This window comes from Variovorax sp. P1_G12, assembly GCF_056405555.1.
Window position 1 is genome coordinate 1 of the sequence record NZ_JBFUBW010000030.1, and the last position, 12399, is coordinate 12399.

The following is a 12399-nucleotide window of genomic DNA, read 5'->3' on the forward strand; positions in this document are numbered from 1 at the left end:
GCAGATGGCATAGATGCTCAGCAAGCCGGGGTTGTCGACGCGGTCGAACCACGACTCCCAGCGCTTGCCGCCATCCGCGGTGCGCAGCACGAGCCCGTAGGCGCCGACCACGAAGCCCTGGCTGGGGCTGTGGAAATGCAGGTCGAGGAAGGGCTTGTCGGGGCCGGCCTCGGCGTTGCGCCTGGCTTCGTCGAGCAGCTTGCGGTCGGCATCGCCGGCATCGGGCGCGGCGGTGCGTTGCTGCATCTGGTCGAGCACCAGTGCATTGGCCTGGCGTCCGTCGAGCAGTCGCGTCCAGCCGACGCCGCCGTCGCGCGTGCCGAGCACGACGCCGTCGTGGCCGGTGGCATAGCCGATGCTGTCGGCGACGAAGCCGACGGCGGTGAGGTCGATGCTCACCGGCACCATGGACTGCAACCACTGGCGGCCGCCGTCGGACGAATGCACGATGTGGCCGCGCTGCCCGACGGCCACCAGGCGGTTGCCGGCGCGCGCGATGCCGGTGATGAGGCGCTGGTCGGCCACCGCGCTCATGCGTGCCGGCAGGTCGAGCATCTCGCTGCCGCTATGGGCTCGGCCGGCTTCGCCGGCGCGGGCGGACACGCCCGCGCCGGAAGCCAGGGCGGCCAGGAGGATGCTGCGACGCTGCATGCCTTCTCCCGTCAGCGCACGCCGGAGCCGGCCAGGGCGTCCGCGGACCAGGCGTTGGCCGACTGCGGCTCCATGAATTTCAGGCCGACGTTGTAGGCGCCCATCAGGCCGGTCATGTTGTAGCCGCCGGTGGTGAAGTCGTGGAACGACTGGCCGACGCTGGTCGGTGCGGGCACTTCGTAGGCGGGGTTCGAGTACACGAAGCCGGCGCGGTAGAGCTGGCCGCGTGCGTCGTATTCGTCCGAAGCCACGGCGATCCAGCTGTCCTCGTCGATGTAGAAGGTGCGCTTGGCGTAGATGTGGCGCTTGTCGGCCTTCAGCGTGGCCTCGACCACCCACACGCGATGCGGTTCCCAGCGCACGTAGTCCGGGTTCAGGTGGTTCGGCGTGGTGGTCGCGTACGGATCCTTCGCGTAGATCAGCTTGAACGCGTTGTAGGGGACAAGCATCTCCTGCTTGCCGACCAGCTTGAAGTCGTAGCGGTCCATCGCACCGTTGAAGACCCAGGCGTCGTCGTACGTCGATGCGCCGGCCGAGCCGGGGTTCGGCGTGTCGTAGGCGATATCGGGTGCGAGCTTGACGCGGCGCTGGCCGGGCAGGTACTGCCAGGCGCGGCGGCCGTACTTCATCGGRTTGATGTAGTCCTGCGCCAGCAGCGCTTCACCRTTGCGGCGGGCCGGCGCKGTGTAGGCGATCTTGGTGCGGAAGTAGATGTCGCTGTCGCTCGAGGCGCCGGTGCGCTTCGGGTCGTAGTAYGGATAGTCCATGTGGATCTGGCCGGTGGTGGCGAGCACCGCCTTGCCGGACGAATCCACATTGATCGAGTCGTACTGCGTGTAGGAGCTCTGGCCGGTGAAGCGCAGCAGGTGGTTCCACATCGCTTCGTTGCCGGTCTTCGGGATCGGGAAGGGAATGCCCGCGTAGGTGCCTTCCAGGCCCAGTCCGTCGTCGGTGGTCTTGACGGCGGTGGCGTTCTTCACCGTGTTGTCGAGCACGTACTTCGGGAAGGCCATCGAGCGATGCGACGGGTACACGTCGACGCGCATCGTCGGGTACTTCTTCAGCATCTCCCTGGTGCCGGCGGTCAGCTTGGATTCGTACTGCGCCATGTTCTGCGCCGTGATGGCGTAGAGCGGCTTCTCGGCGGCGTACGGGTCGGGACGGATGCCCGAGCCCTTCTCGTAGCCGGCCGGCGGCGTGGTCAGGCCGCCGGTGTACTCGGGGATCGTCTTGTCGGCATTGCCGGCGCGCTCGGCGCCGGTCTGGGTGAGCGTGGTGCCCAGCTTCTTCGCTTCATCGGGCCCGACGGCAGCGAGGACGGACTGGGCGGCGAGCGCGATCACTGCGCCGGCCACGAGGGTGAGTTTCTTCATGGGAATGTCTCCGTTCGGTAGGGGATCGGTCGACCTCAGAAGGTCGTCTTGAAAGTCAGCAGCACGTGGCCGCGGTCGGACAGCAGCGCGTTGACGCTCTCGGCGACGTTCATCGCACCGGCCGCCGTGGTGCTGTAGTTGCCATAAAAGCCGACATAGCGCAGCGCGAAGTTGTATTTGTTTCGCACATCCGCGGCGACGCCCAGCGAGTAGGAGCCGTTGTTCTTGGCACCGCCCGTCGTCACGGCCGAGATGCCCGAGAGACCTCCGCCCCAACTCAGCGGCAAAGACAGGTCCACGCCGGGGTAGACCTGGAACCAGGTCGGCGTGAAGTTGATCGCGAGGCCGAAGTAGTCGCGCGTCACCGCATCGACGTTGGCGGCGACCGCACGGTAGGCCGCGCTGCCCTTGAAGACATTGGGGTTCTGCGCCACGCTCAGCCAGCGGTTCCAGGTGACTTCGGCCATCCAGGTGGCGCTGTCCCACAGCGGCGTCCTGGAGACCGAGCCGATCAGATTGAACACGCCGTGCATGGTGTTGCCCACCGCGCCGGGCGCGCCGCCGTTGGCAAGCTGCGCGGGAGTGATCTGGCCGAGCGCCGGATTCGCCAGGCCGGCCGGGAGTACCTGCACCGGCGTGCTCTGCAGCGGCATGTTGTGGCGGTAGCTCAGTTCGGCGCCGAAGCTCAGGCCGGCGATGTTCTTCGCCAGGCTCAGGCCGTAGATGTCGATGTCGCGGCCGTAGAAGGCCTGGTACTGGCCGAGGTAGCCGGCGCGGATCTGCTGCAGCGTGGCGGCCCCCGGGTTGATGTAGCAGGTGGTCGGGCCGATGGCGGTCGCGCCGGCACGGGCGCAGGCGGCGGCCGGCACGGCGGCCACTGCCGGCGTCAGCGCGAGCTGAGGCTGGATGTCCGCGGTGCGGCGGCCGTAGAGGCCGGCGGTGCCGTCGAGCCAGTCGGGGCTCCAGCGTGCCGACAGGCCGAAGTCGCCGTTCTTGTTGGGCTCGCCCGCGGTGGCCTGCAGCAGCCGCTGGCCCGGGCCCGTGATCAGCGACTGGCCGCCATAGAGCAGTGCGTCGTTGACCGTCAGGTAGCTGCCCGATTCCGGATAGCGCGCCGCTTCCCAGTCGAAGAAGGTCTGCGCCGACAGCGCCAGGTCCGGGGCCGGCTGCACCTGCAGGGTCATCTGCGTGCGCGGGCGATAGAGCTCCTTGGCCTCGATGCCGGGCGTCGCCAGCGCCTTCCAGAGGTCCAGCGAATACTGGCCGTAGGAGATGCCGTGGATCGCGCCGCCGCCCAGCAGGCTTTCGCCCCAGTAGACGGTGGTCTTGCCGAGCCGCAGGCCGACGTTGGTGTCGCCGAAGTCGCGGCTGCCGAACACGAAGGCGTCGAGCAGTTCGCCCGACGGGCCCTTGGCATAGCGGCTGGTGTAGGGCGACAGGATGCCCGCGGTCGGCAGGCCGTACGACAGGGTGTTGGCGGTGGCGTTGTTGTGGTTGTCCAGGCTGTTGTAGGCACCGTCGGCCCAGGCGTCGCCGCTCACGCGAAAGCCGTACTTCTTGTCGACCACCATGTCGAACTCGCTCAGCAGGTCGAGCCGGCTGGCGATCAGGGCGCCGTTGCCGAAGTTGCGGTCGCCGTCGTCGTTGTTCGGATTGCCGAGGATCGCCTTGGACTGGTCCTGCGTGCGATAGCCCAGGTTGTAGCGCACCGTGTTGTCCCAGCGAAGCACGACATCCGGATTCCCGGTATCGATCTCCATGGCGCGTGAGGTTGAGGCGATCGCGAGGAGCGCGAGCGCTGCGGAAGTCAATGCGCTGAGGCGGTGCCTGGTGACCGGCGTGCGCGTGAAGTGCTGGGGCATGGAGTTGTCTCTTGAATTCTTTTTCTGATGAGATGGCGGCGAAGAGGCCCGCTCAGGCGATCAGCTTGACAACGTTGTGATAGCTGTTCGGCAGCAACCGCGACAGCCAGAACAGCGACGAGGACTGGTTGCCCGTCACCACGCGCTTCTTGCCTCGCCGCACGCCCTTGAGGATGGCGGCGGCGCAGTCCTCGGGCGGGGTCGTGAGCAACTTGTCAGCCAGCGCGGCGAAGCGCGCTTCCTGCTCGCCGGCAAGCCTGCAGCGTCGGCCGGCGCGTTCGATATTGGTTTTGATTCCGCCTGGGTGAACGCTGAGTGCACGAACGCCCGTGCCTTCGAGTTCACGCCAAAGGCATTCGGTGAGGCCGCGCACGCCGAACTTGGAGATGTTGTACGCGCTCTGCGACGGAAAGCCGACCAGGCCGAAGACGCTCGAGATATTGATGATGCAGCCTTCGCGTTGCGCCAGCATCATCGGCAGGAAGGCCTTGCTGCCGTAGATCACGCCCCATAGATTGACGCCGAGTTGCCACTCGATTTCGTCGATGTCCGTGTGTTCGAAGGTGCCGACCATGGCGACGCCGGCATTGTTGAACACGAAATGGGCAGTGCCGAAGTCGCGACGCACGGCGTCGGCATGGGCGAAGACCGCTTCCCGCGACGAGACGTCCAGGGAATAGCCCCGGACCTCGGTGCCGACCGGCAGTTGCCGAATCGTCTGCGCCAGTCCGGCAGCGTCGATGTCCGACAGCGCCAGGCGCGCGCCGGCTGCGCCCAGTTGCAGCGCCAGGGCGCGACCGATGCCGCAGCCGGCGCCAGTGACAACGGCGACCTTGTCTTTGAAGGAATAGTTCATGAGAGGATGCTTGATGGTTCGAGAGGGGTGATTCAGACCGCTACGTGCTTGTGCAGGAAGGCGAGCTGTTCCTGGACGTTCCTGTCGAGGTATTCGCCGTAGTAGGGCTGAAAATGGTCGCAGGCATGCAGCGCGAACTCGGCGTTCGGCATGCGGCTCGCCGCCTGGCGTGCGACGTCTGCGGAAACGATGGTGTCGTGGGATCCGGCGATCACGAGCGTTGGCACGCGTACCTTGCGGGCGAGCCGGATCGGGTTGTAGCGGGGAATCTTGAGCAATACGCGGGCGAGCACCTTGTTTTCCCACTCGACGTCGGCGATGGCCTTCAACTTTTCCATCCCGCTCCAGGCTTCGGCGCCCGTCAGCGCGGCGTGTTCTCCGGGCCGACCCACGACGGGCACGTAGTGCGGCCTGCCGATCAGGCTGCCGACCACGTCGCGCAGGCCCGCAAGGGTCAGGCGCAGGACCACCATCGGGCGGAGAGAAGTGATCGCGCCCCAACCGCTCATGAGAGGATGCGCTGCGATGACCGCGGCGAGCCGATATCCCCGCGCCGCCATGCAGACCACGTGGCCGCCGGAGAGGGACGTGCCCCAGAGCACCATGCGCTGGGCGTCGATGCCCTCGAGCGTGCGAACGTGGCGGATGGCAGCATCCCAGTCATCCAGATGCCGGCCCGGGTCCACCCAGTGGCGTGGCTCGCCCTGGCTGTCGCCAAAATTGCGGTAGTCGAACAGGAATACGGCGTAGCCGGCCTCCACGAAGCGGGTGGCATGCGGAAGCAGCATCGCGCGCACACCGGCAAAGCCGTGCGCCATCACGATGACGGGCGGCGGTTCGCCCCGGTCGGGCGACAGCAGCGTGCCCGCGCAGCGCAGGCCCCGGCTGACGAACGAAGACGACACGGATTTCATCGGCGGTCGCCTCAGGCCGTGGCAGGGCGCAGCGTGCCGCCCAGCGAGGTTCCGCGGAACTCGAGCGCCGGGTCCTCCACGGGGTCCTTCATCAGCATCACATGGTCGCTCTCGGGGCTGTGCAGCACACGCCATGGCAGCGCACGGCCCTGCCGCGGCACCATGGCCTCGCCGCGCCGCGCATAGCCGGACTGGAGCGACGCGACGATGTTCTCGCTCAGCATCTCTCCTTCAGGTGCGCGGGCCGTCACCACATCGGCCTTGCTGCGGTCCATGTGATTGAGCAGGCGGCAGAAGTAGCTGGCCGCCATGTCTACCTTGAGCGTCCAGGATGCATTGATGTAGCCGAAGACCCAGGCCATGTTCGGCACGTCCTGAAGCAGCACGCCCTTGTATGTCATCAACTCGTTCACGGCTCGCTTGCGACCGTCCACACGCAGTTCCATGCCGCCGAAGGACTGGAGCTGAAGTCCGGTCGCGGTGACGATGATGTCGGCTTGCAACTCCTTGCCGGACTTCAGGCGAATTCCGGTCTCGGTAAAGGTGTCGATCTGGTCGGTCACGATCGAGGCCTTGCCTTCCCGGATCACCTTGAAAAGGTCGGCATCGGGGACCGCGCACAGGCGTTCTTCCCATGGCTTGTAGCGCGGCGAGAAGTGGGCAAGGTCGAAATCCTTGCCCACGTGCTTCTTGACGCCGGAGAGCAGCCACCATCTCATCAGGTCGGGCCACCGCCTCGAAAGCTTGTAGATCGTCCGCTGCAGGAAAAGATTGCGCCGGCGCGCCATCGCATAGACCCAGCGATCCGGAAGGACCCGCTTCAATACGGCGGACATCGTGTCGTAGCCCGGTACGGAAAACACGTAGCTGGGCGAGCGCTGGAGCATCGTGATGTGCGCCGTGTCCCGGGCCATGGTCGGCACCAGCGTCACCGCAGTGGCGCCGCTTCCGATGACGATGACCCGCTTGCCGCGGTAGTCCAGTCCTTCGGGCCACTTCTGAGGATGAATGCACTGCCCCTTGAATCTCTCGACGCCGGGGAAGCTCGGCAAGTAACCTTCGTCGTGGTTGTAGTAGCCGGTGCAGCTGACGAGGTAGCTGCACGTGAACGTGAGTGGCTCGCCGCTGTCTTCATCGACAGCGGTGATCGTCCAACGCCGTCGCTCGCTCGACCAGGCTGCCTGCGTTGTCTTGGTGCCGAAGCGGATCTTCTTGTCGATCCCATATTCGCGCGCCGTGTCGGTGACGTACCGCCTGATCGACGGACCGTCGGCCAGCACCTTCAGTTCGTGCCACGGCCGAAACTTGTAGCCGAAGGTGAACATGTCCGAGTCGGAGCGAATGCCCGGGTAGCGGAACAGGTCCCAGGTGCCGCCGATCGCCTTGCGCCGCTCCAGAATGCCGACTCGCTTTCCGGGGCACTCCATCTGCAGGTGGCAGGCCATGCTGATGCCCGACAGGCCAGCGCCGATGACCAGCACGTCGTAGTTTGTCTCCATTTTCGAAACCTCTAGGGGTTGATACGGTGCTGGAGTATTCCCAAGCCGACGCTTCGGCGCTTGACAATGCGAGACATCTGCTTGACATTGCGAGACATGACAGCAATGCTCAGGTCGAGCGGTTTGCAGGGATACACGACCCTCATGCGAAGTCTGGGGGCCGATCCGGCGCCGTTGCTGCGGCGCTTTCGCATTCCTGCAGCGTCATTGGCCGACGACGACGCGATGCTGTCGTTGCGTTCCTGTATCCAACTTCTCGAGGCCAGCGCCGTGCGGACCGGCTGCCCGGATTTCGGATTGCGCCTGTCACAGGTTCAGGACATCAGCGTGCTCGGTCCACTGAGCATCGTTCTGCAGAACGCGCCAACGGTCAGGGAGGCGTGGGACTACACCTCTCGCCACCTGTTTGTACAAAGCCCAGGCCTCGTGCTGGGTATTCATGACAAGAGTTCGGTCATTGAAGGCGCATCGGAGTTGACTGCGCAGGTTCGATTGGACAGGCTTCCCGCGCAACGGCAGACGATCGATCTGTGTCTGGCGGACCTTCACAACATCACCAAGCTGCTGGCCGCGGAACAATATCGACTGCTGGCCGTGACGCTGCCGCACAAGCCCCTGGCGACCCTCGAGGTGTACAGGCGCTTTTTTGGCGCGCCCGTTTTCGTGGAGCAACCGCATGCCGCCCTGCACGTCAGTCAGGGGACCCTGGACGCCGATCTGCAGGGCGCGAACCATGCGATGCGCAAGATCACTGAAGACTATGTGGCGAGGCACTTCCGCGTTCCTGGCGAGAGCGTCACTTCCCGGGTCCGCCTGGCGTTGCGACACACACTTGGCACGCCGCAGGCCGGCAAGACCGACGTGGCAGCGCTGCTGGCCATGCATCCGCGCACGCTCCAACGCTACCTGGCGGCCGAAGGGAGCACATTCGAGATGATCCGCGAGGAAGCGCTCAAGAGCGCCATCCTGCACTATCTGGGAACGACCGATGTTCCACTCGGCCAACTCGCAGACATTCTCGGTTTCTCGGAGCACTCCGCGCTGACGCGGTCTTGCCGACGTTGGTTTGGTATGCCGCCATCAGCGTTGCGAACGGAGTTGGTGGGCGGTGACGTCCGGTGACCGCAAGGCGCTGAGACACTTTGGACCAGGACCGTACCTGCGCTCAACCGCGCCGTCCCTCGTGCCGATACCCGCGGGCGGGGGACGAGCCGCCGGCGCCAGGGCGCGAACAGCCGTTAGGGCCCGAAAGCGTCATTCGAATATCGAGCTGTCGGTGGTCCCTTTCGAGCAGCAGGTCACTCCCCGGTCTCTCCACGTACGAGGGCACGCGTGGCCGTCGGGATTGTCAACCGCAGCGATTGGGCCCAACATGTTTTCTTCAATGCCAAGACGGGTTCCGAAGCCTCTCCCTTCCAGAAGTACACCACCCAAGAGGGACCGATATGTCATTTTTTGGCGATCTTCTTGAGAAACCCGCTAACTTGTCCGCCCAATCGAAATGGGCGGTGACGAACGGCTACATCTATCTTGGGTTCGGAGCTTTGCTCATCGTGTGGCCGGGTGCCGTGCAGACGATATTCATGGACCCGCCTTTCGCTGGACACGAGGGAGCACTCTTTCGCGCACTAGGTATGACGGTCGCCGTCATTGGCTGGCTCTACGTATTCGGTGGTCGATCCGGTGGGCGAAATTTCGGCCCCGCTTCCGTGCTCGATCGAGTGATACTGGTTCCCGCGGTGCTCGTGCCCCTGGTGATCGCTGGAATATTTCCCCATACGTTCGTAGCCTTTGCGATTCTTGACCCTGCGCTCGGCCTTGGGGCTTTGATTCTCCACAATCGCAAGACGTGAAGCTGTTCTAAGTACTACTTGCGTCGTCCCCAAGAACTCTCGCCAGATTGGCGGGACGCAAGGGGAAGGTCTGCTCATGGCGCGCATTCTGACCTCCTAGCTTGTTGCTCGCCAGAAGACCGCCCCGGCTTGGGCTTGCCGTGGCGAAGCGAGGCGCCAGGTGCGCCATCGCATCGTGGCCTGGATGCCCAGCTTGTCCTTGAACGGGGTCTGGCCGACTGTAGCCGGTCGACCTGGCAAGTCGGCATGCCGCAGACTTGGGCGGGGCAAATTCCGTCGAAGCGCGTCGACAAAACGGGGTGCACTGCCCCAAAGGGCAGTATTCAAAACCTCAATCCAAGGTTAGGTTGGTGCCCTTTGGACGCCGGAGCCGTGAAGTGCGGGCGGCACGCCGCTCAGTTAGGACGGATTCAGAGTTGGGACCGTGAGAGAACCTACTGTATTCATCATTGATGACGACGACGCTTGTCGTGACTCGATCCGCGAGTTGGTCATTGCGGTCGGACTCACGGCCGCGGTCTTCAGCTCGGCGTTCGAGTTCCTGGCTGCCTTTGACGCTACTTGGCGCGGCTGCCTGGTGTTGGACCTGCGCATGCCGCGCATGGACGGTCGCGCGCTGCAGGCGCACCTGCACGAGCTGGGTGTCCGCCTCCCGATTGTGTTCATCAGCGGTAGTGTCGACATTCCAACAGCCGTCCAAGCGGTCAGGGACGGCGCCGTGGACTTCCTGCAGAAACCCTACCCGCAGCAGCAACTGCTGGACGCAATTCATACGGCGCTACGTCGGAACTCCACCTGAAGGCGGGCTGCGCGTTGCCTTCGGTATCGACGATGACTTGCGCAGGGACTGGCCGACGATTACTTGATCATGCAGCGCCGCGAGCTCATCGCACGCGGTCGGGGCAAGGCGTCACCCGATGGGCGGCTGGGTGTCGGGCTCGTCCGGACCGTCGATGGCGCCCTCGGTGCGTGCGTATTTCGGCATGTGTGAACGAACGGGCTCATCGACCGGGTCTGCTTCGCGGGCATCCAGGCCCCAAGACATCCAGTCTTCGCCGAAGAGTTCGGACGGATGCGGCGTCGCCACGCTGCCGTTGCCGCACGCCAGCGCGTCCGAAGAACAGTACCTGTCGCAACCCCAGCAGACGCGCTCGGGATGCTTGGGATGGATCGGGAACTTCTTGGTCACGGCGGGGCACTCAGCGTACTGGGCTTCGATTCGTCGGCGCACTCGGCGAGACGCATGGATGCCCATGAAGAAGCACCCAATGTATTCCTTGAAGCCGGACTCGAATTTGAGACGTATCAAACGTCTTTCTGACGAGGTTCTATTCCGGGCATGAAGGCTTATCGCGCCACGCCGCTGCCTGCCCCGCACGAGCCAAATGGAATGCCCCACCTTCCGTCGCATCCTGCGGGCCACCGCGTCTGGCGCTAGTGGGGCGCGAAGAAAGAGGGCTCCGCAGGCACCCGGGGTCTAGTTCGCGTCCGCGTGACGCCAAACCATGCCAGGATCAGGGCTTGGCAGCTTTTTTCTTGTCGGCTTCGTTCTGGGGCGTGCCCGGAATCTCCTCGCCGATCTTGTTGCCAACCTTGCGTGTGTCTGATGCAGCGCCGGACGCCGCATTGTCAACCGCCTTGCCGGTCGCCTTCTCGGCCTTCTTGGTGTCAGTCTTGGTCGCGTCCCAAGCTTTCTCGGCGTCTTTTTCCAGTTTCTTGGTTTCGCTTTGTGCGACGGCCGACACGCCAATGCACGCGAATGCCAGGGCCACGGCGGCCGGCAGGGTGCGAACGATGGACCTGATCATGAGGAAGCTCCTTGTCGAGGTTGGTGTGACGGACTTGGCACTGTGACGCAACAATCGCCCAGCGTCAAAGGATGACACCGAAACGCCCGCAGCAAGACGTAACAGGCGCGGGAACTAAACACAAAGGGTGCGATGGTGCGTTTTGTGGCAAGCTCCTGCTCGTGGACAAGTGCCGGTGGACCGGCGTGTGGAGGCTCAACCCTCTATGACTCCCGAAACCCGATATGCGAGGAGCGGCGGCGTCAACATCGCCTACCAGGTGATCGGCAGCGGTGCGCGTGATCTGGTGCTGGTTCCCGGCTGGGTGTCGAATATCGACGTCTTCTGGGAGGAGCCGACGCTGGCCCGGCTGCTGACGCGGCTGGCCTCGTTCTCCCGACTGATCCTGTTCGACAAGCGGGGCACCGGCCTGTCCGACCGTGTCAGCGACATGCCAAGCCTCGAGGTTCGCATGGACGACGTGCGCGCGGTGATGGATGCGGTCGGCACGCAGCGTGCGGCCTTGTTCGGTTATTCCGAGGGGGGCGCGATGTGCGCTCTATTCGCCGCCACGTATCCGGAACGGTCTTCGGCGCTCATCATGGGCGGCGCTTTCGCGCGACGCACGCGGGCGCCCGACTACCCCTGGGGGCCGACGGCCGAGCAGCACCTGGCATTTGCCGACCAGATCGAACGAGACTGGGGCGGACCGGTAGGCATCGATGCCCGGTGCCCTAGTCTGGCTCAAGACGAGCGCTACCGACGGTGGTGGGCCCGCTGGTTGCGCGCCAGCGCCAGCCCGGCGGCCGCGGCAACGCTGGTGCGCATGAACATGGAGATCGATATCCGGCATGTCCTGCCGGCCGTGCGCGTGCCCACGCTGCTGCTGCACAGCAGCAACGACCGCACGATCGAATTCGGCGCAAGCCGCTACATGGCCGAGCACATCCCCGGAGCCAAGCTGGTCGAACTGCACGGCATCGATCACGTTCCCTGGGGCTGCGACTGCGACACCATCGTCGACGAGATCGAAGAATTCCTCACCGGCGCCCGACACGACGCGGAACCCGACCGGCTCCTGGCCACGGTCCTGTTCACCGACATCGTCGGCGCCACCGAGCGCGCCGTCCGCCTCGGCGACCGCCGCTGGCACGATTTGCTCGACAGCCATCACGCATTGATTCGCCACGAGCTGGAGCACTTTCGCGGCCGCGAGATCGACACCGCCGGCGACGGCTTCCTCGCCGCCTTCGATGGGCCGGCGCGCGCCGTGCGTTGCGCCTGTGCGATCTCCGAGGAGGTGCGTGCGCTCGGGCTCGAAATCCGCGCCGGGCTACACACCGGCGAGTGCGAGTGGATGGGAGGCAAGGTCGGCGGCATCGCTGTGCACACCGGCGCACGCGTGGCTGCACAGGCGCGCGCCGGCGAAGTGCTGGTCTCGGGCACAGTCAAGGATCTTGTCGCAGGTTCCGGGCTCGTATTTCAGGATCGAGGCGTGCAAAGCCTCAAGGGCATCCCTGGCGAGTGGCGACTGTTCGCGGTGGAGCACTGAGGCACCTGGCGAAATTCGGGTGTGCGATGGGGCTGGTACGGATCGAGAGCGG

12 protein-coding genes and 1 pseudogene are annotated in these 12399 nt (G+C 65.0%); 5 read left to right on the forward strand and 8 right to left on the reverse strand.

The window, feature by feature from the left end:
• The 6 genes from AC1D2O_RS28085 to AC1D2O_RS28110 form a co-directional block, all read right to left on the reverse strand.
• A partial coding sequence (locus tag AC1D2O_RS28085; RefSeq protein WP_478158254.1) for a WD40/YVTN/BNR-like repeat-containing protein occupies positions 1 to 651 on the reverse strand: 651 nt, incomplete at its 3' end.
• A gap of 11 nt (positions 652 to 662) precedes the next feature.
• Positions 663 to 2024, reverse strand: a complete 1362-nt coding sequence (locus tag AC1D2O_RS28090; RefSeq protein WP_478092355.1) for a DUF1329 domain-containing protein — start codon at positions 2022 to 2024, stop codon at positions 663 to 665.
• Between the two features lie 35 nt (positions 2025 to 2059).
• Positions 2060 to 3886 (reverse strand): DUF1302 domain-containing protein, encoded by a 1827-nt coding sequence (locus tag AC1D2O_RS28095; RefSeq protein WP_478092357.1) that lies wholly within the window; start codon positions 3884 to 3886, stop codon positions 2060 to 2062.
• A gap of 52 nt (positions 3887 to 3938) precedes the next feature.
• The gene (locus tag AC1D2O_RS28100) at positions 3939 to 4742 is read right to left on the reverse strand and encodes an SDR family NAD(P)-dependent oxidoreductase (RefSeq protein ID WP_478158255.1); all 804 of its coding nucleotides are present in this window, start codon (positions 4740 to 4742) and stop codon (positions 3939 to 3941) included.
• 32 nt (positions 4743 to 4774) lie between these two features.
• Positions 4775 to 5656: an alpha/beta hydrolase gene (locus AC1D2O_RS28105; RefSeq protein WP_478090329.1), complete on the reverse strand. Its 882-nt coding sequence runs from the start codon at positions 5654 to 5656 to the stop codon at positions 4775 to 4777.
• Between the two features lie 11 nt (positions 5657 to 5667).
• The gene (locus AC1D2O_RS28110) at positions 5668 to 7155 is read right to left on the reverse strand and encodes a flavin-containing monooxygenase (RefSeq protein ID WP_478090330.1); all 1488 of its coding nucleotides are present in this window, start codon (positions 7153 to 7155) and stop codon (positions 5668 to 5670) included.
• A gap of 96 nt (positions 7156 to 7251) precedes the next feature.
• Between AC1D2O_RS28110 and AC1D2O_RS28115 the strand changes: the two genes are divergently transcribed.
• The 3 genes from AC1D2O_RS28115 to AC1D2O_RS28125 all read left to right on the forward strand — a co-directional run bounded on the left by AC1D2O_RS28115 (position 7252) and on the right by AC1D2O_RS28125 (position 9807).
• Positions 7252 to 8277: an AraC family transcriptional regulator gene (locus AC1D2O_RS28115; RefSeq protein WP_478158256.1), complete on the forward strand. Its 1026-nt coding sequence runs from the start codon at positions 7252 to 7254 to the stop codon at positions 8275 to 8277.
• Between the two features lie 323 nt (positions 8278 to 8600).
• On the forward strand, positions 8601 to 9008 hold the full coding sequence (locus tag AC1D2O_RS28120) for a hypothetical protein (protein WP_478090332.1): 408 nt from the start codon (positions 8601 to 8603) through the stop codon (positions 9006 to 9008).
• Between the two features lie 424 nt (positions 9009 to 9432).
• The gene (locus tag AC1D2O_RS28125; protein ID WP_478090333.1) at positions 9433 to 9807 is read left to right on the forward strand and encodes a response regulator transcription factor; all 375 of its coding nucleotides are present in this window, start codon (positions 9433 to 9435) and stop codon (positions 9805 to 9807) included.
• A 111-nt stretch (positions 9808 to 9918) separates the two neighbouring features.
• On the opposite strand, the gene AC1D2O_RS28130 is transcribed toward AC1D2O_RS28125, so the two are convergent.
• The gene (locus AC1D2O_RS28130; protein WP_478090334.1) at positions 9919 to 10197 is read right to left on the reverse strand and encodes a DUF3079 domain-containing protein; all 279 of its coding nucleotides are present in this window, start codon (positions 10195 to 10197) and stop codon (positions 9919 to 9921) included.
• Between the two features lie 164 nt (positions 10198 to 10361).
• Here AC1D2O_RS28130 and AC1D2O_RS28135 point away from each other — a divergent pair.
• A pseudogene (locus AC1D2O_RS28135) lies at positions 10362 to 10489 on the forward strand (MerR family transcriptional regulator); the annotation flags it as partial.
• Between the two features lie 33 nt (positions 10490 to 10522).
• Here AC1D2O_RS28135 and AC1D2O_RS28140 read toward each other — a convergent pair.
• A complete protein-coding gene (locus AC1D2O_RS28140) occupies positions 10523 to 10816 on the reverse strand; it encodes a hypothetical protein (protein WP_478090335.1) in 294 nt (97 codons plus the stop codon).
• A gap of 205 nt (positions 10817 to 11021) precedes the next feature.
• Here AC1D2O_RS28140 and AC1D2O_RS28145 point away from each other — a divergent pair, with 205 nt between their 5' ends.
• Positions 11022 to 12347 carry an adenylate/guanylate cyclase domain-containing protein gene (locus tag AC1D2O_RS28145; protein ID WP_478090336.1) on the forward strand — a complete coding sequence of 442 codons (1326 nt, stop codon included), beginning with the start codon at positions 11022 to 11024 and terminating at the stop codon, positions 12345 to 12347.
• The last annotated feature ends 52 nt before the right edge of the window (positions 12348 to 12399 follow it).